The 24,663-nt window shown below is 58.7% G+C and carries 21 protein-coding genes and 1 pseudogene; 17 read left to right on the top strand and 5 right to left on the bottom strand.

From position 1 onward, the window contains the following. The 9 genes from sdhA to KL786_RS05040 all read left to right on the top strand — a co-directional run bounded on the left by sdhA (position 1) and on the right by KL786_RS05040 (position 13,327). Positions 1–1,773, top strand: coding sequence for a succinate dehydrogenase flavoprotein subunit (sdhA, locus tag KL786_RS05000; protein ID WP_032859173.1), 1,773 nt, complete (start codon positions 1–3; stop codon positions 1,771–1,773). Between the two features lie 11 nt (positions 1,774–1,784). Then, positions 1,785–2,489 carry a succinate dehydrogenase iron-sulfur subunit gene (locus tag KL786_RS05005; RefSeq protein ID WP_029292674.1) on the top strand — a complete coding sequence of 235 codons (705 nt, stop codon included), beginning with the start codon at positions 1,785–1,787 and terminating at the stop codon, positions 2,487–2,489. Between the two features lie 260 nt (positions 2,490–2,749). Further along, positions 2,750–5,581: a 2-oxoglutarate dehydrogenase E1 component gene (locus tag KL786_RS05010; protein WP_215516957.1), complete on the top strand. Its 2,832-nt coding sequence runs from the start codon at positions 2,750–2,752 to the stop codon at positions 5,579–5,581. Between the two features lie 44 nt (positions 5,582–5,625). Continuing rightward, the gene (gene odhB, locus KL786_RS05015; protein WP_215516958.1) at positions 5,626–6,849 is read left to right on the top strand and encodes a 2-oxoglutarate dehydrogenase complex dihydrolipoyllysine-residue succinyltransferase; all 1,224 of its coding nucleotides are present in this window, start codon (positions 5,626–5,628) and stop codon (positions 6,847–6,849) included. Between the two features lie 105 nt (positions 6,850–6,954). After that, positions 6,955–8,391, top strand: a complete 1,437-nt coding sequence (gene lpdA / locus KL786_RS05020; protein ID WP_215516959.1) for a dihydrolipoyl dehydrogenase — start codon at positions 6,955–6,957, stop codon at positions 8,389–8,391. A 204-nt stretch (positions 8,392–8,595) separates the two neighbouring features. Continuing rightward, positions 8,596–9,762, top strand: a complete 1,167-nt coding sequence (sucC, locus tag KL786_RS05025; RefSeq protein ID WP_003233235.1) for an ADP-forming succinate--CoA ligase subunit beta — start codon at positions 8,596–8,598, stop codon at positions 9,760–9,762. After that, on the top strand, positions 9,762–10,643 hold the full coding sequence (gene sucD, locus KL786_RS05030) for a succinate--CoA ligase subunit alpha (protein WP_032859181.1): 882 nt from the start codon (positions 9,762–9,764) through the stop codon (positions 10,641–10,643). The genes sucC and sucD overlap by 1 nt, the downstream gene beginning before the upstream one ends. A 428-nt stretch (positions 10,644–11,071) precedes the next feature. After that, a complete protein-coding gene (brnQ, locus tag KL786_RS05035) occupies positions 11,072–12,385 on the top strand; it encodes a branched-chain amino acid transport system II carrier protein (RefSeq protein ID WP_065943512.1) in 1,314 nt (437 codons plus the stop codon). A 201-nt stretch (positions 12,386–12,586) separates the two neighbouring features. After that, positions 12,587–13,327, top strand: a complete 741-nt coding sequence (locus KL786_RS05040; RefSeq protein ID WP_215516960.1) for a DUF599 domain-containing protein — start codon at positions 12,587–12,589, stop codon at positions 13,325–13,327. A 124-nt stretch (positions 13,328–13,451) separates the two neighbouring features. On the opposite strand, the gene KL786_RS05045 is transcribed toward KL786_RS05040, so the two are convergent. Continuing rightward, positions 13,452–13,703, bottom strand: a complete 252-nt coding sequence (locus tag KL786_RS05045; protein WP_154842058.1) for a hypothetical protein — start codon at positions 13,701–13,703, stop codon at positions 13,452–13,454. Between the two features lie 158 nt (positions 13,704–13,861). Here KL786_RS05045 and KL786_RS05050 point away from each other — a divergent pair, with 158 nt between their 5' ends. The 4 genes from KL786_RS05050 (at position 13,862) to KL786_RS05065 (ending at position 17,710) form a co-directional block, all read left to right on the top strand. After that, the gene (locus tag KL786_RS05050; RefSeq protein ID WP_032859187.1) at positions 13,862–14,338 is read left to right on the top strand and encodes a PaaI family thioesterase; all 477 of its coding nucleotides are present in this window, start codon (positions 13,862–13,864) and stop codon (positions 14,336–14,338) included. Beyond that, positions 14,335–14,799: a PaaI family thioesterase gene (locus KL786_RS05055; protein WP_215516961.1), complete on the top strand. Its 465-nt coding sequence runs from the start codon at positions 14,335–14,337 to the stop codon at positions 14,797–14,799. The genes KL786_RS05050 and KL786_RS05055 overlap by 4 nt, the downstream gene beginning before the upstream one ends. Before the next feature lie 89 nt (positions 14,800–14,888). Then, positions 14,889–16,793: a molecular chaperone HtpG gene (htpG, locus tag KL786_RS05060; protein WP_032859654.1), complete on the top strand. Its 1,905-nt coding sequence runs from the start codon at positions 14,889–14,891 to the stop codon at positions 16,791–16,793. A gap of 188 nt (positions 16,794–16,981) precedes the next feature. After that, positions 16,982–17,710 (top strand): dienelactone hydrolase family protein, encoded by a 729-nt coding sequence (locus KL786_RS05065; RefSeq protein WP_215516962.1) that lies wholly within the window; start codon positions 16,982–16,984, stop codon positions 17,708–17,710. 97 nt (positions 17,711–17,807) lie between these two features. Here KL786_RS05065 and KL786_RS05070 read toward each other — a convergent pair whose 3' ends face one another. Continuing rightward, positions 17,808–18,674 (bottom strand): pirin family protein, encoded by an 867-nt coding sequence (locus KL786_RS05070; RefSeq protein WP_215516963.1) that lies wholly within the window; start codon positions 18,672–18,674, stop codon positions 17,808–17,810. Positions 18,675–18,738: 64 nt separating this feature from the next. After that, the gene (locus KL786_RS05075) at positions 18,739–19,155 is read right to left on the bottom strand and encodes an OsmC family protein (RefSeq protein ID WP_215516964.1); all 417 of its coding nucleotides are present in this window, start codon (positions 19,153–19,155) and stop codon (positions 18,739–18,741) included. Between the two features lie 141 nt (positions 19,156–19,296). Here KL786_RS05075 and KL786_RS05080 point away from each other — a divergent pair, with 141 nt between their 5' ends. The 4 genes and pseudogenes from KL786_RS05080 to KL786_RS30045 all read left to right on the top strand — a co-directional run bounded on the left by KL786_RS05080 (position 19,297) and on the right by KL786_RS30045 (position 22,598). After that, entirely contained in the window at positions 19,297–20,301 is a 1,005-nt protein-coding gene (locus tag KL786_RS05080; RefSeq protein WP_215516965.1) for an amidohydrolase family protein, read from the top strand. A 67-nt stretch (positions 20,302–20,368) separates the two neighbouring features. Then, entirely contained in the window at positions 20,369–20,833 is a 465-nt protein-coding gene (locus KL786_RS05085; RefSeq protein ID WP_215516966.1) for a DUF3859 domain-containing protein, read from the top strand. Between the two features lie 139 nt (positions 20,834–20,972). Further along, positions 20,973–21,743: pseudogene (locus tag KL786_RS30040) on the top strand (MCP four helix bundle domain-containing protein); the annotation flags it as partial. Then, entirely contained in the window at positions 21,735–22,598 is an 864-nt protein-coding gene (locus KL786_RS30045; RefSeq protein WP_421526746.1) for a methyl-accepting chemotaxis protein, read from the top strand. The pseudogene KL786_RS30040 and the gene KL786_RS30045, both read left to right, overlap by 9 nt. 181 nt (positions 22,599–22,779) lie before the next feature. On the opposite strand, the gene fabB is transcribed toward KL786_RS30045, so the two are convergent. Together fabB and fabA are read right to left on the bottom strand one after the other, a co-directional pair. Beyond that, positions 22,780–24,000, bottom strand: coding sequence for a beta-ketoacyl-ACP synthase I (fabB, locus tag KL786_RS05095; RefSeq protein WP_032859205.1), 1,221 nt, complete (start codon positions 23,998–24,000; stop codon positions 22,780–22,782). An 11-nt stretch (positions 24,001–24,011) separates the two neighbouring features. Then, positions 24,012–24,527: a 3-hydroxyacyl-[acyl-carrier-protein] dehydratase FabA gene (gene fabA, locus KL786_RS05100; protein WP_032859207.1), complete on the bottom strand. Its 516-nt coding sequence runs from the start codon at positions 24,525–24,527 to the stop codon at positions 24,012–24,014. Between the last annotated feature and the right edge of the window lie 136 nt (positions 24,528–24,663).

A 24,663-nucleotide genomic window follows, 5' to 3' on the forward strand; every position in this document is an offset into this window, starting at 1 on the left:
ATGGCTAACATTCCAACGATTTCTTTTGACGCCATCATTATTGGTGGCGGCGGCGCCGGCATGCGCGCCGCGCTGCAGCTGGCCCAGGGCGGTCACAAGACGGCCGTGATCACCAAGGTGTTCCCGACCCGTTCCCACACCGTATCGGCCCAGGGTGGCATCACCTGCGCCATCGCGTCTGCTGACCCGAACGATGACTGGCGCTGGCACATGTACGATACCGTCAAGGGTTCCGACTATATCGGTGACCAGGACGCTATCGAATACATGTGTCAGGAAGGCCCGGCTGCGGTGTTCGAGCTGGACCACATGGGTCTGCCGTTCTCCCGTACCGAGCAAGGTCGTATCTACCAGCGTCCATTCGGCGGCCAGTCCAAGGACTACGGCAAAGGCGGCCAGGCTGCCCGTACCTGCGCAGCATCCGACCGTACCGGCCACGCGCTGCTGCACACCCTTTATCAGGGCAACCTGAAAGCCGGCACCACGTTCCTGAACGAGTACTACGCAGTTGACCTGGTCAAGAACGCGCAAGGCGAGTTCGTCGGTGTGATCGCTATCTGCATCGAAACCGGTGAAACCACCTACATCCGCGCCAAGGCTACCGTTCTGGCGACTGGCGGTGCTGGTCGTATCTACGCGTCGACCACCAACGCCCTGATCAACACCGGCGACGGCGTTGGCATGGCCCTGCGTGCAGGCGTTCCGGTGCAAGACATCGAAATGTGGCAGTTCCACCCAACCGGCATCGCCGGCGCCGGTGTACTGGTTACAGAAGGGTGCCGTGGTGAAGGCGGTTACCTGATCAACAAGCACGGCGAGCGTTTCATGGAGCGTTATGCTCCGAACGCCAAGGACCTTGCTGGTCGTGACGTGGTTGCCCGTTCGATGGTTAAAGAAATCATCGCTGGCAACGGTTGCGGTCCGAACGGCGACCACGTGATGCTGAAGCTTGATCACCTGGGCGAGGAAGTGCTGCATAGCCGCCTGCCAGGTATCTGCGAACTGTCCAAGACTTTCGCGCACGTTGACCCGGTGGTTGCTCCGGTTCCAGTAGTTCCAACTTGCCACTATATGATGGGCGGCGTGCCGACCAACATTCACGGCCAGGCAATCACCCAGAACGCCGAAGGCGTGGACGAGATCATTCATGGTCTGTTCGCGGTAGGCGAAGTGGCTTGCGTATCGGTTCACGGTGCCAACCGCCTGGGCGGTAACTCGCTGCTCGACCTGGTGGTATTCGGTCGTGCTGCCGGCCTGCACCTGGAAAAAGCCCTGACCGACGGCATCGAATACGATGACGCCACCGACGCCAACATCGAGGCTGCCCTGGCACGCCTGAACGCTCTGAACGAGCGCACTGATGGCGAAGACGTGGCAACCCTGCGTCGCGAGCTGCAAAACTGCATGCAGAACTACTTCGGTGTATTCCGTACTGGCGAATACATGCAGAAGGGTATTGCCCAGCTGGCTGACCTGCGCAAGCGGATTGCCAACGTCAAGATCAACGATAAGAGCCAGGCGTTCAACACCGCTCGTATCGAAGCCCTTGAGCTGCAAAACCTGCTGGAAGTGGCTGAAGCGACTGCGATTGCCGCCGAGGTTCGTAAAGAATCCCGTGGTGCCCACGCTCGTGAAGACTTTGAAGATCGCGATGACGAAAACTGGTTGTGCCACACCCTGTACTTCCCGGGTGACAAGCGTGTAACCAAGCGTGCCGTGAACTTCTCGCCGAAGACGGTTCCGACGTTTGAACCGAAGATTCGGACTTACTAAGGGTGGCTGCCATGTTGAAAGTCAGTGTTTATCGCTACAACCCTGATCAGGACGCCGCGCCGTTCATGCAGGAATTTGAGGTCGATACCGGTGGTAAAGACCTGATGGTGCTGGATGTGCTGGCCCTGATCAAAGAGCAGGACGAAGGTTTCTCCTATCGTCGCTCTTGCCGTGAAGGTGTCTGTGGTTCCGACGGCATGAACATCAACGGCAAAAACGGCCTGGCTTGCGTCACGCCGCTGTCTGCCGTGGTCAAGAAGGGCAAGCTCGTTGTACGTCCGCTGCCAGGTTTGCCGGTTATCCGTGACCTGGTCGTCGATATGAGCATCTTCTACAAGCAATACGAGAAGGTTAAGCCATTCCTGCAGAACGACACGCCGGCTCCGGCCATCGAGCGTCTGCAGTCCCCGGAAGAGCGCGAGAAGCTCGACGGTCTGTACGAGTGCATCCTGTGCGCTTGCTGCTCGACCTCTTGCCCGTCCTTCTGGTGGAACCCGGACAAGTTCCTGGGTCCAGCTGCACTGCTGCAAGCCTATCGCTTCCTGGCAGACAGCCGTGACACCAAGACGTCCGAGCGTCTGGCTTCACTGGATGACCCGTTCAGCGTATTCCGCTGCCGCGGGATCATGAACTGCGTCAACGTATGTCCCAAAGGCCTGAACCCGACTAAGGCCATTGGTCACATCCGTAACATGCTGCTGCAGAGCGGCGTGTAAGACGTTGTAGCAAAAGCAGGACCGTTGTGCCCGTAAATGCTACGGCGCAGGCTTCAACCGGCGCCGTAGTTTTAACTTGAGCAGCGACTTACAAAGCCGCAGCTCTTATTTTGAAGAAATGAGACAAGCAGGGGCATTCGGGTTGGTACCCGAACTATCAGCGTGATCCTAAGTGGCTTGTTTTGGTCGCTGCACTTGGCCTTTTGCAAGCAAACTCGGTGTTTTCGCCGGTGGTGTCCCCAAATCGAGGGTGACCAAGCATGCAAGAAAGCGTGATGCAGCGCATGTGGAACAGCGGCTATCTTTCAGGTGGTAACGCTGCCTATGTGGAAGAGCTTTATGAGCTCTACCTGCACGACCCTAACGCTGTGCCAGAAGAATGGCGCACCAAATTTCAGACGTTGTCTTCAGACGGCAACGCTGCCACCGATGTATCGCATGCAACAATTCGCGATCAATTTGTGCTGCTGGCAAAGAACCAGCGCCGCGCCCAACCGGTTTCCGCCGGGAGCGTGAGCAGTGAGCACGAGAAGAAGCAAGTTGAAGTATTGCGACTGATCCAGGCCTACCGTATGCGTGGCCACCAGGCAGCCCAGCTTGACCCGCTGGGGCTGTGGCAGCGTCCTGCACCTGCAGACCTGTCGATCAATCACTACGGCTTGACCAATGCCGATCTTGATACGACCTTCCGTGCCGGCGACCTGTTCATCGGCAAAGAGGAAGCGAGCCTACGCGAAATTCACGAAGCGTTGCAGCAGACATATTGCCGCACCATCGGCGCTGAATTCACGCACATCACCGATTCCGAGCAGCGCCACTGGTTCCAGCATCGCCTTGAGGGCGTGCGTGGGCGTCCGGTGCTGTCCGCCGATGTGCGCGGTCACCTGCTTGAGCGCGTAACCGCTGCCGAAGGCCTTGAGAAATACCTGGGCACCAAATACCCGGGCACCAAGCGTTTCGGCCTGGAAGGCGGCGAAAGCCTGATTCCGATGCTCGACGAGTTGATCCAGCGTTCCGGTTCCTACGGCACCAAGGAAATCGTGATCGGCATGGCTCACCGTGGTCGCCTGAACGTGTTGGTCAACACCTTCGGCAAGAACCCGCGCGAGCTGTTCGACGAGTTCGAAGGCAAGAAGAAGGTCGAACTGGGTTCCGGTGACGTTAAATACCACCAGGGTTTCTCGTCCAACGTGATGACCACCGGCGGTGAAGTTCACCTGGCCATGGCGTTCAACCCATCCCACCTGGAAATCGTTTCTCCAGTGGTCGAGGGTTCGGTACGTGCTCGCCAGGATCGTCGCAACGATTCCACCGGTGAGAAGGTCCTGCCGATTTCCATCCACGGTGACGCGGCATTCGCCGGTCAAGGCGTGGTCCTGGAAACGTTCCAGATGTCGCAGACCCGCGGCTTCAAGACCGGCGGTACGATCCACATCGTCATCAACAACCAGGTGGGCTTCACCATCAGCAACCCGCTGGACGCGCGCTCTACCGAGTACGCGACCGACGTTGCCAAGATGATCCAGGCGCCGATCCTCCATGTGAATGGGGATGATCCGGAAGCCGTGTTGTTCGTGACCCAACTGGCCATTGACTACCGCATGCAGTTCAAGCGTGACGTGGTCATCGACCTGGTCTGCTACCGCCGTCGCGGTCACAACGAAGCGGATGAGCCTAGCGGCACCCAACCGCTGATGTACCAGCAAATCAGCAAGCAGCGCACCACCCGTGAGCTGTACGCCGAAAGCCTGACCAAGGCCGGCGTGGTTGACGATGCACGTGTTCAGGCGAAGATCGATGAATACCGCAACGCGCTGGACAACGGTCTGCATGTAGTAAAAAGCCTGGTCAAAGAACCGAACAAAGAGCTGTTCGTTGACTGGCGTCCGTACCTGGGCCACGCCTGGACCGCGCGTCACGACACCTCGTTCGATCTGAAGACCCTGCAGGAACTGTCTGCCAAGTTGCTGGAAATTCCGGACGGCTTCGTGGTACAGCGCCAGGTTGCGAAGATCTACGAAGACCGTCAGAAGATGCAAGCCGGCGGCCTGCCGATCAACTGGGGTTACGCCGAAACCATGGCGTACGCGACCCTGGCATTCGAAGGTCACCCGATTCGCATGACGGGTCAGGACATCGGTCGCGGTACGTTCTCGCACCGTCACGCTGTACTGCACAACCAGAAAGACGCGGGCACCTACATCCCGTTGCAAAACCTGTATGCAGGCCAGCCACGTTTTGACCTGTACGATTCGTTCCTGTCCGAGGAAGCCGTTCTGGCGTTCGAATACGGCTACTCGACCACTACGCCTCAGGCGCTGGTGATCTGGGAAGCCCAGTTCGGCGACTTCGCCAACGGTGCCCAGGTGGTGATCGACCAATTCATCACCAGCGGTGAGCACAAGTGGGGCCGTCTGTGCGGTCTGACCATGTTGCTGCCACACGGTTATGAAGGTCAGGGGCCGGAGCACTCCTCGGCCCGTCTGGAGCGTTACCTGCAATTGTGCGCCGAGCACAATATCCAGGTGTGTGTGCCGACTACCCCGGCCCAGATCTACCACTTGCTGCGTCGCCAGGTGATCCGCCCGCTGCGCAAGCCGCTGGTAGTGTTGACCCCGAAATCGCTGTTGCGTCACAAATTGGCCATCTCGACCCTGGAAGATCTGGCCGATGGTTCGTTCCAGACCGTTATTCCGGAAATCGACACCCTGGACGCGGCCAAGGTCACTCGCCTGATCCTGTGCAGCGGCAAGGTTTACTACGACTTGCTGGAAAAACGTCGTGCCGAAGGCCGCGAAGACATCGCCATCGTGCGTATCGAGCAGCTTTACCCGTTCCCGGAAGACGACCTGATGGAGGCCATCGCGCCTTACACCAACCTCACCAATGTGGTGTGGTGTCAGGAAGAACCGATGAACCAGGGCGCGTGGTACAGCAGCCAGCATCACCTGCGTCGCAGCATCGGCAACCACAACAAGGCCCTGGGCCTGGAGTACGCCGGTCGTGATGCTTCTGCTGCACCTGCTTGTGGTTATGCATCGATGCACGCCGAGCAGCAGGAAAAACTGCTGCAAGATGCTTTCACTGTTTAACGCCTTCGCGCTGACTGAAACCGAATTTTAAGGACCCACAGATAATGGCTATCGAAATCAAAGCCCCGTCATTCCCGGAATCGGTTGCCGATGGCACCGTTGCCACCTGGCACAAGAAACCAGGCGAGGCCGTCAAGCGTGACGACCTGATCGTCGACATCGAGACCGACAAGGTTGTACTGGAAGTGTTGGCCGAAGCCGACGGCGTCCTGGGCGCCATCATTGCTGAAGAGGGCGCTACCGTCCTGTCCAACCAGGTACTGGGCTCGATCGAGGCGGGCAGTGCTGCTGCCGCGGCTCCAGCCGCCGCTGCTGCTCCGGCTGCCGCACCTGCTGCTGCCGCTCCGGCCGCTGGTGGTGAAGACCCAATCGCTGCACCGGCTGCACGTCAGTTGGCTGAAGAAAACGGCATCAACCTGGCTTCCATCAAAGGCACCGGCAAAGACGGCCGTGTGACCAAGGAAGACGTGGTTGCCGCTGTTGAAGCCAAGAAAAGCGCCCCGGCTGCCGCACCTGCCAAGGCTGCTGCCCCGGCTGCCGCTGCTCCTGTGTTCGCTGCTGGCGACCGCACCGAGAAGCGCGTACCGATGACCCGCGTGCGTGCCACCGTGGCCAAGCGCCTGGTTGAAGCACAGTCGAACATGGCGATGCTGACCACTTTCAACGAAGTCGACATGACTGAAGTCATGGCCCTGCGTTCGAAGTACAAGGATCTGTTCGAGAAGTCCCACAACGGCGTACGCCTGGGCTTCATGTCGTTCTTCGTGAAAGCGGCCACCGAAGCGCTGAAACGCTTCCCGGCAGTCAACGCTTCCATCGACGGCAGCGACATCGTTTACCACGGCTACGCTGACGTCGGCGTTGCCGTGTCCAGCGACCGTGGCCTGGTGGTACCGGTCCTGCGTAACGCCGAGCTGATGAGCCTGGCTGAAATCGAAGGCGGCATCGCCGGCTTCGGCAAGAAAGCCCGTGACGGCAAGCTGACCATCGACGAGATGACCGGCGGGACCTTCACGATCACCAACGGTGGTACTTTCGGTTCGATGATGTCGACCCCGATCGTCAACCCGCCGCAAGCTGCGATCCTGGGCATGCACAACATCATCCAGCGTCCGATGGCCATCAATGGCCAGGTCGTGATTCGTCCGATGATGTACCTGGCACTGTCCTACGATCACCGCCTGATCGATGGTAAAGAAGCCGTGACTTTCCTGGTGACCATCAAGAATCTGCTGGAAGACCCGGCTCGCCTGCTCCTGGATATTTGATTGGAGCAGCTTCAAGTTGCGAGCTGCAAGCTGCAAGTAAACGCAGTTTGGCTTGCAGCTTGAGGCTTGGAGCTTGAAGCTTGAAGCTAATAGAGGATCTATTTCATGACACAGAAATTTGACGTCGTAGTGATTGGTGCGGGCCCTGGCGGCTACGTTGCCGCCATCAAGGCCGCACAACTGGGCCTCTCGACTGCTTGCATCGAAAAATACACCGACAAGGAAGGCAAACTGGCGCTGGGCGGTACCTGCCTGAACGTTGGTTGCATTCCTTCCAAGGCGCTGCTGGACAGCTCCTGGAAATTCCACGAAGCCCAGGACGGTTTCGCGATCCACGGCATCAACCATGCTGGCGTGACTATGGACGTGCCTGCAATGGTCGGCCGTAAAGCCAACATCGTCAAAGGCCTGACCTCCGGCGTTGCGACCTTGTTCAAGGCCAACGGCGTCACTTCCTTGCAGGGCCACGGCAAACTGCTGGCCGGCAAGAAAGTTGAAATCACCAAGCCAGATGGTTCGACCGAAATCATTGAAGCCGAGAACGTGATCCTGGCTCCAGGTTCGCGCCCAATCGACATTCCACCTGCTCCAGTTGATCAGAACGTGATCGTTGATTCGACCGGCGCCCTGGAATTCCAAGCTGTTCCCAAGCGTCTGGGCGTGATCGGCGCTGGCGTAATCGGCTTGGAACTGGGTTCGGTATGGTCCCGTCTGGGTTCCGAAGTCACTGTTCTGGAAGCCCTGGACACGTTCCTGCTGGCTGCCGACACCGCAGTGTCCAAAGAAGCCCTGAAGACCCTGACCAAGCAAGGTCTGGACATCAAGCTGGGTGCCCGTGTTACCGGTTCGAAGGTGAACGGCGAAGAAGTCGTTGTGACCTACACCGATAAAGACGGCGAGCAGACCATCACGTTCGACAAGCTGATCGTAGCCGTTGGTCGCCGTCCAGTGACCACCGACCTGCTGGCTTCCGACAGCGGTGTGACCCTTGACGAGCGTGGCTACGTGCACGTTGACGATCACTGTGCCACTACCGTTCCTGGCGTTTACGCCATCGGTGACGTGGTTCGCGGCATGATGCTGGCGCACAAGGCATCCGAAGAGGGCATCATGGTGGTTGAGCGCATCAAGGGTCACAAGACCCAGATGAACTACGACCTGATCCCTTCGGTTATCTACACCCACCCGGAAATCGCATGGGTCGGCAAGAACGAACAGCAGTTGAAAGCTGAAGGCGTTGAAGTTAACGTCGGCACCTTCCCGTTTGCCGCTTCTGGCCGTGCCATGGCAGCAAACGACACTGGCGGTTTTGTTAAAGTCATCGCTGATGCCAAGACTGACCGCGTATTGGGCGTCCACGTGATTGGCCCAAGCGCTGCAGAACTGGTTCAGCAAGGCGCTATCGGTATGGAATTCGGCACCAGTGCCGAAGACCTGGGCATGATGGTCTTCTCCCATCCGACCCTGTCCGAAGCGTTGCACGAAGCAGCGTTGGCTGTGAATGGCGGCGCCATCCACATCGCCAACCGCAAGAAGCGCTAAGCGAGATAATAAGAAACCACGGCGGAGTTGCCCGTCGTGAGCCTTGCGCGCAAGACTCACCGCGGAATATCCGCTGGACGCAGTCTTGCGCAGCTTTGAAGGCCTTAGGGCGATGAAGCTGGGCAAGCAGCAGTCACAGGTGGCGCGGCACTCATAATGAGCGCAGCGCCGAATGCGCAGTACCTAACGAAGACGGTAAAAAGCATGAATCTTCACGAGTATCAGGGTAAGCAGCTGTTCGCTGAATACGGCCTGCCAGTTTCCAAGGGCTACGCAGTAGACACCCCGGAAGCAGCAGCAGAAGCTTGCGACAAAATCGGCGGCACCGAGTGGGTTGTCAAAGCCCAGGTCCACGCTGGTGGTCGCGGTAAAGCGGGCGGCGTTAAGCTGGTTCGCAGCAAAGAAGACGCCAAGGCCTTCGCACAGCAGTGGCTGGGCAAGCGTCTGGTGACTTACCAGACTGACGCCAATGGCCAGCCAGTCACCAAGATCCTGGTTGAATCGTGCACTGATATCGCTAAAGAGCTGTACCTGGGCGCTGTCGTTGACCGTTCGAGCCGTCGCATCGTGTTCATGGCTTCCACCGAAGGTGGCGTGGACATCGAGAAGATCGCTCACGAAACCCCAGAAAAAATTCTCAAGGCCACTATCGATCCACTGGTTGGCGCTCAGCCATTCCAGGGTCGCGAGCTGGCTTTCCAGCTGGGTCTGGAAGGCAAGCAAGTTGCCCAGTTCGCCAAGATCTTCGTTGGTCTGGCCAAACTGTTCCAGGATCACGATCTGGCCCTGCTGGAAGTGAACCCGCTGGTGATCAAGGCTGACGGCGATCTGCATTGCCTCGACGCCAAGATCAACATCGACGCCAACGCTATGTACCGTCAGCCTAAGCTGAAGACTTTCCACGATCCGTCGCAAGACGATCCGCGCGAAGCGCACGCTGCCAAGTTCGAACTGAACTACGTAGCCCTGGAAGGTAACATCGGTTGCATGGTCAACGGTGCTGGCCTGGCCATGGGTACCATGGACATCGTCAACCTGCATGGCGGCAAGCCAGCCAACTTCCTCGACGTAGGCGGTGGTGCTACCAAGGAACGCGTTACCGAAGCGTTCAAGATCATCCTGTCCGACTCCAACGTCGCTGCAGTACTGGTCAACATCTTCGGCGGCATCGTTCGTTGCGACATGATTGCCGAAGGCATCATCGGTGCAGTGAAAGAAGTCGGCGTGAAAATCCCGGTTGTTGTACGCCTTGAAGGTAACAACGCTGAACTGGGCGCTAAAGTACTGGCAGAAAGCGGTTTGAACATCATCGCTGCTACCAGCCTGACCGACGCTGCTCAACAAGTTGTCAAAGCTGCGGAGGGCAAATAATGAGCGTCCTGATCAATAAAGACACCAAAGTTATCTGCCAGGGTATTACCGGTTCGCAAGGTAGCTTCCACACCCAGCAAGCCATCGAATACGGCACCAAGATGGTTGGCGGCGTAACGCCAGGCAAAGGCGGCACCGAGCACCTGGGCCTGCCAGTGTTCAACACCGTGAAAGATGCTGTTGCTCAAACTGGCGCTACCGCCAGCGTGATCTACGTTCCAGCTCCTTTCTGCAAGGACTCCATCCTGGAAGCGGCATTCGGCGGCATCAAGCTGATCGTTTGCATCACCGAAGGCATTCCTACCCTGGACATGCTGGACGCTAAAGTTAAGTGCGACGAGCTGGGTGTTACCCTGATCGGCCCTAACTGCCCAGGCGTGATCACTCCAGGCGAATGCAAGATCGGCATCATGCCAGGTCACATTCACTTGCCAGGCAAAGTCGGTATCGTTTCCCGTTCCGGCACCCTGACCTACGAAGCTGTGAAGCAGACCACTGACGCCGGTTTCGGTCAGTCGACTTGCGTCGGCATCGGCGGTGACCCGATCCCAGGTTCGAACTTCATCGACATCCTGAAACTGTTCCAGGAAGACCCGAAGACCGAAGCGATCGTCATGATCGGTGAGATCGGCGGTTCGGCTGAAGAAGAAGCGGCTGCCTACATCAAGGCACACGTGACCAAGCCGGTTGTTTCCTACATCGCTGGTGTGACTGCCCCTGCGGGCAAGCGCATGGGCCATGCTGGCGCAATCATCTCTGGCGGCAAGGGCACTGCAGACGAGAAGTTTGCTGCCCTGGAAGACGCAGGCGTGAAAACCGTGCGTTCGCTGGCAGACATCGGCAAGGCTTTGTCCGAGCTGACTGGCTGGGCTGTCAAGTAAGCCTCGCGCTTAACTGACGCCTCACCACACAAAGGCCACCTTCGGGTGGCCTTTGTGCTTTCTGGGTGTATCCATTTGTTGAAATTGACGCCGTCCATTGTGGGAGCTGGCTTGCCTGCGATTGCATCACCTTGGCTTGCCTGTATCACCGCGCCGTCTGCATCGCAGGCAAGCCAGCTCCCACAGTGGACTGCATTGCCAAGTTAAGTATGAAAACGCGACATCGAAGTGTCGCTTATCGGACAGTCTGCCCCGCAACAGTGCGTTTGTCAGGCAAATTCTGTACGCTAGCCGCCTCTTTATGCGCCCGCATCCCAAAAGGAAGCCGCGTGCTAGACCGGTCGGTCCCCATAAGGGCCGGCAGTATTTCCCTCATCCATAGGGAATCCCTCTCTAAATTCCGATTCAGTAGTGTGGTATTTCCTCAAATGAAAGTGTTGAAAAGCCAGGATATCCTGGCGTTGGGCTTTATGACTTTTGCCCTGTTCGTGGGCGCCGGCAACATCATCTTCCCGCCAATCGTTGGTTTGCAGTCCGGGCCTCATGTCTGGATGGCAGCGCTGGGTTTCCTGATCACCGCCGTGGGTTTGCCGGTGGTTACCGTTATCGCGCTGGCCAAGGTCGGTGGTGGCATGGATGCCTTGAGCAGCCCCATCGGCAAGGTCGCCGGTGGCATCCTGGCTGCAGCGTGCTACCTGGCTGTCGGCCCATTGTTCGCCACGCCACGTACCGCGACGGTTTCGTTCGAGGTAGGCCTGGCGCCATTGACCGGCGAAAGCCCGCTGGCCCTGTTCCTCTACAGTTCGGTGTACTTCCTGCTGGTGTTCTTCATCTCCCTGTATCCAGGGCGTTTGCTGGATACCGTCGGCCGTTTCCTCGCGCCGCTGAAGATCATCGCACTGGCGGTCCTGGGGATCGCGGCCTTCGCCCTGCCTGCGGGTGATATCGGCGTTGCAACGCCTGAATACGTCGCCGCACCGTTCTCCCAGGGCTTTATCAATGGCTACCTGACCATGGATACCCTGGGCGCGCTGGTGTTCGGCATCGTGATCGTCAACGCCATTCGCTCCCGTGGCGTCGAGTCGCCACAGCTGATTACCCGCTACGCGATCATTGCCGGGCTAATCGCCGGCGTGGGCCTGGCGCTGGTCTACGTCAGCCTGTTCCGCCTCGGTTCGGGCAGCCATGAGGTGGCCGCCGGTGCAGCCAATGGCGCAGCGGTATTGCATGCCTACGTGCAACACACTTTCGGCTCCCTGGGCAGCGGTTTCCTTGCGGTGCTGATCTCCCTGGCGTGCCTGGTCACGGCGGTAGGCCTGACCTGTGCCTGCGCCGAGTACTTCAGCCGGGTGTTGCCACTGTCCTACAAGACCCTGGTGGTGATCCTGGCTGCGTTCTCGCTGCTGGTGTCGAACCTGGGCCTGACCAAGCTGATTGCCTTCTCGATCCCGGTACTGACCGCCATCTACCCGCCGTGCATCGTTCTGGTGGCCCTGAGCTTCTGCAAGGACTTCTGGCATGAGCATGGCCGCATCCTTGGCCCGGTGATGCTGGTGTCGTTCATCTTCGGCACCATCGACGCTCTCAAGGGCGCTGGCCTGGCCGGTTGGATGCCTGCGCAAATGGCTAACCTGCCATTGAGCGAACAAGGCCTGGCGTGGCTGGTACCTTGTGTGATTACCCTGGTGGCTGCATTCGGGGTTGACCGTATGCTGGGCAAACGCAGCGAAGCCATCGCCTAAAGCGATCTGACATACGCTGAAATCGAAATGCCCCGTATCAATCGATCCGGGGCATTTTTTATGGGCGACGGGCAGTGTCTTTTTTCGTGGACTAACGTCGAAGGGGTACGAAATTCCAAAGTTGGAGCGCAGAACAATGTTGGAGCAAGCCCGCTCCCACCTTGCTCTGCGTTCGCCAGACTCATCGTGTAAAGGACCCGCATGTCGTTCGTTGAAGCCAACCTGATCCACTTGCTTGCCGCGCTCTGGTTTGTCATCTGCTGGGGCGGTTACACCCGCTATGCCAGCTGGAAAGCCCGAGACACTGCCTGCCTTGCCAGTGTGCTGCACTTGTACCGCGAAGATTGGATGCGTCGCATGCTGCTGCGCGACAACCGCATCGCCGATGCCAGCGTGATCGGCAACCTGGAGCGCAACGCTTCATTCTTTGCCTCCAGCACCCTGATCATCCTCGCCGGTATCCTCACCGTGCTCGGGGCCTCAGAGCGTGCTGTCTCGCTGCTGGCGGATATCCCCATGGTGCAACAGGCGTCCCAGGGCATGTCGGAGATCAAGCTGCTGTGCCTGGCCCTGGTATTTGTCTATGCCTTCTTCACCTTCAGTTGGTGCATGCGCCAGTACAACTTCGCAGCGATCCTGATTGGCTCGGCGCCGATGGTCGGTGAGCGGCATGTCTCAGAGCAGGAGCGCAAGGCGTTTGCCTTGCGGGCGGCGCGGGTGATTTCCATGGCCGCCAACCAGTTCAACTTCGGCCTGCGTTCCTATTACTTCGGCATGACCATGCTCGCCTGGTTTGTCAGCCCCTGGCTGTTCATGCTGATGAGCAGCGGGGTGGTGCTGGTGCTGTACCGGCGGGAATTTCATTCCGATGTTCTGGAAGTCATGGTTTATACCCCGACAGAGGCACCTTTGCCTGAGGTAAATAAAGAGGTCGCTTCCTGACTAGATCGTTTATTACGGCTGCTTAGTCCGGCTTTCCGGTTTGGCTGCTCACAAAAACAGCGCACAAAGTAAAGCCCGCTATTAAGCGGGCTTTCTTTTGCAACATGGTATTTAAACCACGGTATCAGGAACCGGTTGCAGGTGTAGCTGGAGCGTTTTCTTTAGCAGCGGCTGCGTCAGATTCAGCTTGGGCTTTGGCGGCTTCGGCGTTTTCTTTTGCAGCGTCGTTCACTTTATCCTGAGCTTCGCTCATTTTTTCCTGAGCTTGTTCAGCATGCTGGGTGGCATCCTGAGCTTTGTCCTCGGATTTCTTATCGCAGGCAGCGAGGCCAAGGGCGGCAGCCAACATCAAGGAAACAGCGAAAGTCTTGCGCATGGGGTGTTTCTCCTTATTGAAGATATCTACTGGCCTTTCGAGCACGGGGTGCCTGTATTAGTTCCTTTAATCTCACAGATATATAAGCCGTTTCTCCAAGGAACTTTCTTCCGGGGTACTTGTTTCGCCGGATCACTACTAATAAGAGTCTTTATCGAATGACCGATAACCCCCTTTTAGAGCGTGCCGCACGTTTTGTCTCAGCCCTGCGTCACTGTCAGGTACTGGGTATCGAGGTGCATGACGCGAGCGCGGACGGCATGACCTTGCTCTTGCCGTATAGCCCGCAGATCGTTGGCGATCCGCAAACCGGGATCATTCATGGTGGCGCCTTGACCTCGTTGATGGACACGGCCTGCGGCATGGCCACCTTGTGTGTGCTGCCGGAATTTGAAGTGTGCCCCACCCTGGATTTGCGCATCGATTACATGCACCCGGCCGAGCCGCACAAGCCGGTGTTCGGGTTTGCCCAATGCTACCGGGTGACCACTGATGTGATTTTTACCCGTGGTTTTGCTTATCAAGATGACCCCGAGCAACCGATTGCCCATGTGGTGGGCACATTCATGCGCATGGGCAAGCGTTTGAAGGGCACGCGGGGATTTGGCAGCAGCATCAAGGGAGAACAGGCATGACACACCGATTCAAGACCCGCATGGAGCAGGCCCACCAGCGCGGCGACTACAAGGCGCTGCTCGACCTGATCCCCTATGCCCGGTTGATCGGCATCGAATGCACGCGCCTGGGGGATGAATTGCTGTTTCGCATGCCTGCCAACAAGGACAATATTGGTAACCCGATATTGCCGGCCATCCATGGGGGCGTCATCGCAGGCTTTATGGAGCTGTCGGCGGCCTTTCATTTATGGGTAGCCACGCAGGCTCCAGGGGTTGAAAGGAGTTTGCCCAAGATCGTCGATTTTTCCCTGGATTACCTGCGGGCCGGGCAGTTTCGCGACACTTACGCCACTTGTCAGGTGTGGCGCCAGGGGAGGCGCGTGGCCAATGTCGCGATCACCGCCTGGCAAAGCACCCCGGCCGAGCCCATTGCCACCGCTCGGGCGCATTTCAAGATTCAGGAGCAGGGCCACCCTTGAAATCCTGGTCTTAGCCCCCAACTTTGATGACAACCCGCCGCCAACCCTTTCGGGGGCGGCCATTGCCATCCAATTGGAGTTTGATGACCATGAGTGTGGAAACTCAAAAGGAAACCCTGGGCTTCCAGACCGAGGTGAAGCAACTGCTGCACCTCATGATCCATTCGCTGTATTCCAACAAGGAAATCTTCCTTCGCGAATTGATCTCGAACGCCTCTGACGCTGTCGACAAATTACGTTTCGAAGCCCTGTCCAAGCCTGAGTTGCTGGAAGGTGGCGCCGAACTGAAAATCCGTGTGAGCTTCGACAAGGACGCCAAGACCGTCACCCTCGAAGACAACGGCATCGGCATGAGCCGTGAGGACGCGATCACCCACCTGGGGACCATCGCCAAATCCGGCACCGCCGATTTCATGAAGAACCTGTCGGGCGACCAGAAGAAAGATTCGCACCTGATCGGCCAGTTCGGCGTGGGCTTCTATTCGGCCTTTATCGTCGCCGACAAGGTTGAAGTGTTCAGCCGCCGTGCCGGCCTCGCTGCTGGTGAAGGCGTGCATTGGTCCTCTAAAGGTGAGGGCGAATTTGAGATCGCCACCATCGATAAGGCCGACCGTGGTACTCGTATCGTGCTGCACCTCAAGGACGGTGAAGACGAATTCGCCGATGGCTGGCGCCTGCGCAATATCATCAAGAAGTACTCCGACCATATCGCGCTGCCAATCGAACTGCCGAAAGAACAAGCGGCAGCCGAAGGCGAAGAGGCTCCAGCCCTGGAATGGGAAGTGGTCAACCGCGCCAGCGCCCTGTGGACCCGTCCTCGCACTGAAGTGAAGGACGAGGAATACCAGGAGTTCTACAAGCACATCGCCCACGACTACGAAAACCCGTTGAGCTGGAGCCACAACAAGGTCGAAGGCAAGCTGGAATACAGCTCGCTGCTCTACGTCCCGGCCCGTGCCCCGTTCGACCTGTACCAGCGTGAAGCGCCCAAAGGCCTGAAGCTGTACGTACAGCGTGTGTTCGTGATGGACCAGGCAGAGTCCTTCCTGCCGCTGTACCTGCGCTTTATCAAGGGCGTGGTCGACTCCAATGACCTGTCGCTGAACGTGTCGCGGGAAATCCTGCAGAAAGACCCGATCATCGACTCGATGAAGTCGGCGCTGACCAAGCGTGTGCTCGACATGCTGGAAAAACTGGCGAAGAACGAGCCTGAGCAATACAAAGGCTTCTGGAAAAACTTCGGCCAGGTCATGAAGGAAGGCCCGGCAGAAGATTTCGCCAACAAGGAAAAAATCGCCGGCCTGTTGCGCTTTGCTTCCACCCAGGGCGAAGACGGCGAGCAGGTTGTGTCCCTGGCCGAGTACCTGGCACGCGCCAAGGAAGGGCAGGACAAGATCTACTACCTGACCGGTGAAACCTACGCCCAGGTCAAGAACAGCCCGCACCTGGAAGTTTTCCGCAAGAAAGGCATCGAAGTGCTGCTGCTCACCGACCGTATCGATGAGTGGCTGATGAGCTACCTCAGCGAGTTCGACGGCAAGAGCTTTGTCGACGTGGCCCGTGGTGACCTGGACCTGGGCAACCTGGATTCGGAAGAGGACAAAAAAGCCGCTGAAGAAGTGGCCAAGTCCAAAGAAGGCCTGGTTGAACGGATCAAGGCCGCCCTGGGCGATGCTGTCAGCGAAGTGCGGGTTTCCCACCGTCTGACCGACTCCCCGGCGATCCTGGCCATCGGCGAGCAGGACCTGGGCATGCAGATGCGCCAGATCCTCGAAGCCAGCGGGCAGAAGGTGCCGGACTCCAAGCCGATCTTCGAATTCAACCCGGCTCACCCGTTGATCGAGAAACTCGACGGCGAGCAGAGCGAAGAGCGTTTTGGCGACCTGTCGCACATTCTCTTCGACCAGGCGGCGCTGGCCGCAGGCGACAGCCTGAAAGACCCGGCGGCCTATGTGCGCCGACTGAACAAGCTGTTGGTTGAACTGTCGGTTTAACAACGTTGCAAGAAAACCCCGCTTCGGCGGGGTTTTTCGTTCTGGCTCTACTGTAGGAGCGAGCTTGCTCGCGAAAAACGTGAGATCACCGCGTTCATTCAGCATTTGCGCGTTATCGTTGACGTTCTTCGCGAGCAAGCTCGTTCCTACAGGGAGCATCGTCAATCCACCTAAAACTGGAGTAAATGATGAGCCAAGTCACTGTGCGTTCCGTGGTCTATCAGATTGATGGCCAGTCTTATGAAAGCCGCCTGGCCTTCGATGCCAGTCACAAGGGCCCGCGGCCGGGCTTGCTGATGGCACCGAACTGGATGGGTGTCAGCGCAGGCGCCGAAGAGATCGCCAAGGCCGTGGCCGGCAAGGGCTATGTGGTGTTGATCGCTGATCTGTACGGGCAAACCGTGCGCCCGTCCAATGGCGATGAAGCCGGTGCGGCGATGATGCCGTTGAAGAATGACCGTGGGTTGCTGAACAAGCGCATGCAGGCGGCCTTTGAACAACTGCAAGGCCAGGTCGAAGCCGCTGTCGATACCACGAAACTGGCGACCTTTGGCTTCTGCTTTGGCGGTTGCTGCTCCCTGGAGCTGGCGCGTACCGGGGCGCCGTTGAAGGCTGCGGTGTCGTTCCATGGCACCCTGGACACGCCAAACCCGGCGGACGCGCAGAACATCAAGGGTTCAGTGCTGGTGCTGCATGGCGCTAGCGATCCGTTGGTGCCGAGGGAGCAACTGCCTGCATTTGAAGAAGAGATGAACGCGGCGGGTGTGGATTGGCAGTTACTGAGCTACGGCGGCGCGGTGCATTCGTTCACCGACCCGCAGGCCAATGTGCCGGGCAAGATGATGTATGACGCCAAGACGGCTGGGCGGGCGTTCCAGGCGATGCATAACCTGTTGGAAGAAGTGTTCAAGGGCTGAGTCTTCAGCGCCTGTTAGGGCCTCATCGCGGGCAAGCCCGCTCCCACACTTTGATGGGTGAATACCGTAGATGTGGGGGCGCGCTTGCTCGCGATAGCTATTTGACAGGCAACTCAATTCTGCCGGTCTCCCCCGGCACCGTTGGCCAATCCCCAGCCGCCCAACGCTGGCGAGCCTGCTCGATCAGCGCCGAGTCACTGGCCACAAAATTCCAGTTGATCCGCCGTGGCCCATCCAGCGGCGCGCCACCGAAGATCACCAGGTGGCATTCGGTCTCGGCAAACAGCGCCATGCTCTGGCCCGCCGGTAACACCGCCAGGCTATGGGCCTCCAGGGGCTCACCGTCGAGTTGCGCATCACCCTGCAGCACATACACCGCGCGCTCGGCATGTTCATCGGGAATTAGCAGGGTGGTGGCCGTCTGCATCTGCACTTCGGCATACAGCGTCGGTGACAGCACCGGTACCGGTGACGCCAGGCAAAACCCATTGCCGGCGATCAGGCGGATGCTTACTCCAAGGTTGTCACTGACTGGAAGGCTCGCCGCCGGGTGATGGCTGTAATGCCCCGGTCCTTGCTCGTGTGCCTTGGGTGACGCCAGCCACACTTGCAGGCCATGCAGGTTGAAACCCTTGGCCTTGAGGGCGTCAGGTGTGCGCTCGACGTGGGCAATCTCGCTGCCGGCAGTCATCCAGCTGACGTCACCGGCCTTGACCACCTGATCAGAACCGAGGCTGTCCTTGTGCAGGAGTTCGCCTTCAAACAAGTAGGTCAGTGTCGACAAGCCAATATGCGGATGCTGGCGGATATTCATGCCGCTGCCAGGGGCGTAGCGGGTTTCGAGCATATGGTCGAAGAACACGAAAGGTCCGACGCTGCGGCATTCCCGCGAGGGCAGGGGGCGCAGGATAGGCTGCCCCTCGACATCTTCGGCGCGTGGGCGAATTACGGTCACGGTGGTCATGGTGCATCCCTGTCTGAGCGGGTTCGATGGGTTTGAGCATAACCCGCCCGGCAGGAAATCGGTGTTATTGGCTGAAGGCGCCTTCCGAGAGTCGGGTCTCGATGCTGATCTCGGCGGTGGTCATCAGCTTGTGTACCGGGCACTTGTCCGCCACACGATGCAGTTCATCGCGCTGGGCATCAGTCAGCACGCCCTTGAGGGTCAGCTTGACGTTGAGCTTGTATTTGCCCTTTTGCTCTTCGGTGCTGTCGTGGGTGACTTCCACGGTCACACCCGTCAGGGGGATATCCTTTTTCTGTGCATACAGCTTGACGGTCAGCGCCTTGCACGAGGCCAGCGCGGCGTCGAAGTAATCGTGGGGCGAAGGCGCCGAGTCGTCTCCACCCAGGCTCTTGGGCAGGTCGGTAAACAATTCATGGTTGTTGATGTTGACGCTATGGCGAAAGTTGTCGGCATTCAGGGTATTGACGATAACAGGCATGGCAAACCTCGGAAGGTGGCAGGATGAAGGTCATGCAGTTATAGAGCATGCTGGCACTTGAGTGTTCCGCATTTTTTGCGCGGTGAACCCCCGTGCAATGCCTGCGGTCTACCTGACTTGCCCCTGGATTGAGGTTTTATCGTGCCCTGGACCCGCCTGAGTATTGCCCTGTTGCTCGCCACCAGCAGCCTTGCCGTGCAGGCTCGCGACTATGCCTACAGTGACGCGCACCTGCATTACGTCGATTTTTTCCAGGAGACGGCGGGCATGGACAAGTTGCTCAAGGCCATGGCCGATAACCGTATCGAACACGTGATGATTTCCGGCGTCCCGGTGGCGAAGAAATGGCATGAAGACGAACCCAAGCGTCCGCGCTACTACGCCGGCGATGACGCCGATGCCTATTGGTACAGCGCCACCGATGTGATCGTCGCCGCAGCGGTCAACAAGCTGACCCCGCAGCAACGCCAGCATTTTCATCCCTTCTTGAGCGGCTTCAACCCCAATGACAAGAACTCCGAGGCGCATATCCAGCGCATGCTCGACCTCTATCCTGGCCTGTGGCAGGGCATTGGCGAGGTGTTCACCCGTCACGACGACCTGACGGCCCTGACCTCAGGCGATACCCCGCGGGCGAACAACGAGGCGATGACGCGGATCTATCACCTGGCCGCCGAAAACGACCTGCCGGTGCTGGTGCATTCCAATATCACGTCCAAGCGCGAGCGCAATCCCCTGTACCTGGCAGAGATTGAAGCGCCGCTGCGCAATCATCCGCACACCCGGTTCATTTGGGCCCATGCCGGCACCAGCATGGAGATCCACCGTCACCAGACGCAGCTGGATTTCCTGCTGCCCACCTTGAGCCGCATGCTGGAGGCTTATCCCAACCTGTATATCGACCTGTCCTGGAGCATGCTCACGCCTTATCTGCTGGACGAGGCGGGAAAGCCCCGGGCCGAATGGCTGGCGCTGGTAGAGCGCTTTCCGGAGCGCTTTATGCTGGGTTCTGATGTTGTAGGGCGCTTTAACAAGTTGGGTAAGGAAATGCGCAGCTTCAATCCCTTCCTTGATGCCTTGCCGCAAGACGTTGCGCGAAAAGTCGCGCGGGACAATTTCCTGGCGATTTTGCCCAAGCCTCGCTGATCGGGTTTGTCATCGTCCGGTCATACCGGTGTCATAAGCTCCCGCCATCTAATCCAAGGAGCCCACTATGCACCTCACCCGTTTAAGCGCCCTGGCGGCAATGATGATGATCAGCGGCATGGCCAGCGCCGAAGTCCGTATCGAAGGGCCGGTGGAATTCGGCGTGTTTGAAGGCCCGAAAGCCGAGCTGCAGTCGGGCGAGCGCGTGTTGCGCCGCAGCAACGAGCAGATCCAGGCCACCACCGTGGTGCCGGCCAAGCTGGGGACCAAGTTTGGCCTGCGTTACCAGTTGCTTGGCAAGGTCGCCGAAGACACGCCGCTGACCTTGCTCTACTTCACTCCTGGCATCCGCACGGCCGATGGCCAGCGGCATGACAAATTCGAAGTGACCCAGAAGTTGGTGCCTGGCGCGCCTCAGGACGTGATGGCCTACGAGTTCACCGAAAGCCACGAAGTGGTACCGGGCGAGTGGCGATTCATGGTGTTCCAGGGTGATCGACTGCTGACCCAGAAGAGCTTTACCGTGCGCTGAATCGCTACAGTTATAGGGTCGGTAGATAAAGGCGTTTTGATATCGCGTTTTCGTCTTACGCAAAAAGTCGAAGACGCCGATACCTTTCATGAGCAACCCGCTGCAGGTGGATGCAGCGCTCTTGAAAGGAATCCGAGCAATGAGTATCAGAAGTCTCAATATCGCTCCCCGTGCTGGCCTGGGTTTTGGATTGTTGGCGTTGATGGTGTTTGTACTGGGCGGGTTCGCCTTGATGCAAATGGCCAATATGCGCGAGCAGTCGGACCAGGTGGAAACCAACTGGCTGCCCAGCGTGATGGCGGCCGGCGAAATGAATCAGGACCTGCTGCGGATACGCGCCTTGACCTTGCGTCTGTTGATCAACCGCGATCCTCAGGCGGTGGCCCAGAATGAACAAAAAATCCTCGATATCAAAAAGCAGCTGCACACCGCGCAGAGTCTGTATGAAGCGTTGATTGTCCTGCCCGAAGACCAGGTGCTGTTCGACCGCTTCAAGGTTGAGCAGCAACAGTATTTGCAACGCCAGGAGCAGGTCATGGCGTTTTCCCGGCAGAATCAGCTGGAAGACGCGCTCAAGGTGGTCAACGGCGAGATGAATCACCTGGCGGATACCTTGGCCGGTACCCTGGGCGAGTTGGTCATCCTCAACAAGGTCAGCGCCAACCAGGCGGCAGACTTGGCGCAGCAGGTATTCAGCCAGTCGCGGATCTGGGTGATCGGCATGATCGCCATGACCGCGTTGATTACCATCGGTCTGGCCGTCCTGTTGACCCGTAGCATCGTGTTGCCACTGGCGCAGTCGGTGAGGGTCGCCCAGGGAGTGGCCAGCGGCGACTTGACCGGCGAGATCACCGTCAGCGGCAAGGACGAGCCAGCGCGCCTGCAGCAGGCGCTCAAGAGCATGCAGGAAAACCTGCGTGAGACGATCCGACGCATTTCCGATTCCTCCAACCAACTGGCCTCCGCTTCCGAGGAGCTCAGTTGTGTCACCGAGGACGCCACCCGTGGCCTGCACCAGCAAAGCCAGGAAATCGAACAGGCTGCCACGGCGGTCAATCAGATGACGGCGGCGGTGGAGGAGGTGGCCAGTAATGCAGTGGCCACTTCGCAGGCCTCGCGCGAATCCGATCGCATTGCCCAGCAAGGGCGTGAGCAAGTGCATCAGACGGTGCTGTCGATCGAGTCGCTGGCTGATGACGTGACGGCCAATGCCACCCAGGTCGAGGACTTGGCGCAGAAGGTATACGGCATCAGCAAGGTGTTGGATGTGATTCGCGCAATTGCCGAGCAAACCAATCTGCTGGCGCTCAACGCGGCAATCGAGGCGGCACGGGCTGGTGAGGCCGGGCGCGGGTTTGCGGTGGTCGCCGATGAGGTGCGGGCCCTGGCTCATCGTACTCAGCAATCGACCCAGGAAATCGAGCAGATGATCGGCGGGATCCAGCAGGGCACCGATCAGGCGGTAAGCTCGATGCAGCAGAGCAACAGCCGGGCGCGTTCGACCCTGGATATCGCCAAGTCGGCGGGCACTGCGCTGGAGGAAATTGCCTCGGCGTTCACCCTGATCAACGAACGCAACCTGGTGATCGCCAGCGCTTCGGAACAGCAGGCGGCGGTGGCACGGGAGGTGGATCGCAACCTGATGAACATTCGCGACCTGGCGATGCAGACGTCGGCGGGGGCCAACCAGACCAGTGCGGCGAGCCAGGAGTTGTCGCGGTTGGCGGTGGACCTGAACACCATGGTGGCGCGGTTTTCGGTGTAGGGCTGCAGACCTGAGTTGGCTCTATCGCAGGCAAGCCAGCTCCCACATTTTGATTTGCGAATACAGTCAATGTGGGAGCTGGCGTGCCTGCGATGAAGGCGACACGGACCAGCATTAACCCCGCCCAATAAAAAACGCCCCGAACCAGTCGGGGCGTTTTCACATGATCAACCTGCGGGGCTTACTTGCCCTGCCAGCGTTTCAGTACCAGGGTGGCGTTGGTGCCACCGAAGCCGAAGCTGTTGCTCATCACGGTGTTGATGGTTGCATCTTCACGGGTCTTGGTCAGGATCGGCATATCAGCAACGGCTGGATCCAGCTCGTCGATGTTGGCCGAACCCGCCATGAAGTTGCCTTCCATCATCAGCAGGCAGTAGATCGCTTCGTGCACGCCAGCGGCGCCCAGGGAGTGACCCGACAGGCTCTTGGTGGAGCTGATGGCTGGTGCCTTGTCGCCGAATACCGCACGCACACCTTCCATTTCCTTGGCATCGCCCACTGGAGTGGAGGTGCCGTGGGTGTTCAGGTAGTCGATTGGCGTATCAACGGTGGCCATGGCCATCTGCATGCAACGAATGGCACCTTCGCCGCTTGGCGCAACCATGTCGTAGCCGTCGGAAGTCGCGCCGTAGCCGACGATTTCCGCGTAGATCTTCGCGCCACGGGCCAGGGCGTGTTCCAGTTCCTCGACCACGACCATGCCGCCACCGCCGGCGATGACGAAACCGTCACGCTTGGCGTCGTAGGCACGGGAGGCCTTTTCCGGGGTTTCGTTGTACTGGGTGGACAGCGCGCCCATGGCGTCGAACAGGAACGATTGGCTCCAATGTTCTTCTTCACCGCCACCGGCGAACACGATGTCTTGCTTGCCCAACTGGATCTGTTCGACCGCAGTCCCAATGCAGTGGGCACTGGTGGCGCAGGCGGAGGAGATCGAGTAGTTCACGCCCTTGATCTGGAATGGAGTGGCCAGGCACGCAGAAACGGTGCTGCCCATGGTCCGCGTGACGCGGTACGGGCCAACGCGCTTGACGCCTTTCTCGCGCAGGATGTCCAGCGCTTCCATCTGGTTCAAGGTCGACGCACCGCCGGAGCCGGCGATCAGGCCGGTACGCACGTTGGACACCTGGTCGTCGCTCAGGCCGGAATCGGCAATCGCGTCTTTCATGGCCAGGTAGGCGTAGGCGGCTGCGTGGCCGACGAAGCGATAGATCTTGCGATCGATCAGTTCTTCGAGGGGTAGGTCAATGGAGCCGGAAACCTGGCTACGCAGACCCATTTCGGCATATTCCGGGTTGAAGCGGATGCCAGGGCGACTTGCACGCAGGTTAGCGGTGACGGTCTCTTTGTCATTGCCCAGGCACGAAACGATGCCCAGACCAGTGATAACGACGCGGCGCATGCGGATAACCCTTAAAAGTTGTCAGTGGAAGTGAACACGCCGACCCGAAGGCCTTCGGCAGTGTAGATCTCGCGCCCGTCGACAGTGACCGAACCATCGGCGATGGCCAGGTTCAGCTTGCCCTTGAGGACGCGTTTGATATGAATGTTGTAGGTGACTTTCTTGGCGGTCGGCAGGACCTGGCCAAAGAACTTCACTTCGCCCGAACCCAGGGCACGCCCACGGCCCGGCAGGCCTTGCCAGCCCAGGTAGAAACCGACCAGCTGCCACATGGCGTCGAGGCCCAGGCAGCCCGGCATGACCGGATCGCCTTCGAAATGGCAGGCGAAGAACCACAGGTCAGGGGTGATATCCAGCTCGGCGACCAATTCACCTTTGCCGTACTTGCCACCCTCTTCGCTGATATGGGTGATGCGATCCACCATCAGCATGTTCGGGGCGGGCAGTTGCGCGTTACCTGGGCCGAACAGCTCACCGCGACTGCAGCGCAGCAGGTCTTCCCGGGTAAAGGCGTTTTGTTTGGTCATGCGAGCTCCTCAATAATCCCATGCGGCAGGGCCGGGTAAATCTTCCCGACCGACTGAAGCGTGCTTGCCTCACGTCGGCAGCCTACAGGTAGACTATTGCGTTGTAGTGAAAGTCACAGCATCAAGGACATGAATG

This window comes from Pseudomonas sp. TAE6080, assembly GCF_018732265.1.
In the GTDB taxonomy this organism is placed as follows: domain Bacteria; phylum Pseudomonadota; class Gammaproteobacteria; order Pseudomonadales; family Pseudomonadaceae; genus Aquipseudomonas; species Aquipseudomonas brenneri.

What these genes read in the sequence shown, in the direction of transcription:
- KL786_RS30045 (WP_421526746.1), top strand. Translation starts at nt 21,735, where the DNA reads ATGCAGGAAAACCTGCGTGAGACGATCCGACGCATTTCCGATTCCTCC.
- sdhA (WP_032859173.1), top strand. Translation starts at nt 1, where the DNA reads ATGGCTAACATTCCAACGATTTCTTTTGACGCCATCATTATTGGTGGC.
- KL786_RS05065 (WP_215516962.1), top strand. Translation starts at nt 16,982, where the DNA reads ATGAGCCAAGTCACTGTGCGTTCCGTGGTCTATCAGATTGATGGCCAG.
- sucC (WP_003233235.1), top strand. Translation starts at nt 8,596, where the DNA reads ATGAATCTTCACGAGTATCAGGGTAAGCAGCTGTTCGCTGAATACGGC.
- KL786_RS05055 (WP_215516961.1), top strand. Translation starts at nt 14,335, where the DNA reads ATGACACACCGATTCAAGACCCGCATGGAGCAGGCCCACCAGCGCGGC.
- brnQ (WP_065943512.1), top strand. Translation starts at nt 11,072, where the DNA reads ATGAAAGTGTTGAAAAGCCAGGATATCCTGGCGTTGGGCTTTATGACT.
- KL786_RS05010 (WP_215516957.1), top strand. Translation starts at nt 2,750, where the DNA reads ATGCAAGAAAGCGTGATGCAGCGCATGTGGAACAGCGGCTATCTTTCA.
- KL786_RS05050 (WP_032859187.1), top strand. Translation starts at nt 13,862, where the DNA reads ATGACCGATAACCCCCTTTTAGAGCGTGCCGCACGTTTTGTCTCAGCC.
- sucD (WP_032859181.1), top strand. Translation starts at nt 9,762, where the DNA reads ATGAGCGTCCTGATCAATAAAGACACCAAAGTTATCTGCCAGGGTATT.
- KL786_RS05040 (WP_215516960.1), top strand. Translation starts at nt 12,587, where the DNA reads ATGTCGTTCGTTGAAGCCAACCTGATCCACTTGCTTGCCGCGCTCTGG.
- fabB (WP_032859205.1), bottom strand. Translation starts at nt 24,000, where the DNA reads ATGCGCCGCGTCGTTATCACTGGTCTGGGCATCGTTTCGTGCCTGGGC.
- KL786_RS05085 (WP_215516966.1), top strand. Translation starts at nt 20,369, where the DNA reads ATGCACCTCACCCGTTTAAGCGCCCTGGCGGCAATGATGATGATCAGC.
- KL786_RS05045 (WP_154842058.1), bottom strand. Translation starts at nt 13,703, where the DNA reads ATGCGCAAGACTTTCGCTGTTTCCTTGATGTTGGCTGCCGCCCTTGGC.
- fabA (WP_032859207.1), bottom strand. Translation starts at nt 24,527, where the DNA reads ATGACCAAACAAAACGCCTTTACCCGGGAAGACCTGCTGCGCTGCAGT.
- KL786_RS05075 (WP_215516964.1), bottom strand. Translation starts at nt 19,155, where the DNA reads ATGCCTGTTATCGTCAATACCCTGAATGCCGACAACTTTCGCCATAGC.
- odhB (WP_215516958.1), top strand. Translation starts at nt 5,626, where the DNA reads ATGGCTATCGAAATCAAAGCCCCGTCATTCCCGGAATCGGTTGCCGAT.
- lpdA (WP_215516959.1), top strand. Translation starts at nt 6,955, where the DNA reads ATGACACAGAAATTTGACGTCGTAGTGATTGGTGCGGGCCCTGGCGGC.
- KL786_RS05005 (WP_029292674.1), top strand. Translation starts at nt 1,785, where the DNA reads ATGTTGAAAGTCAGTGTTTATCGCTACAACCCTGATCAGGACGCCGCG.
- htpG (WP_032859654.1), top strand. Translation starts at nt 14,889, where the DNA reads ATGAGTGTGGAAACTCAAAAGGAAACCCTGGGCTTCCAGACCGAGGTG.
- KL786_RS05070 (WP_215516963.1), bottom strand. Translation starts at nt 18,674, where the DNA reads ATGACCACCGTGACCGTAATTCGCCCACGCGCCGAAGATGTCGAGGGG.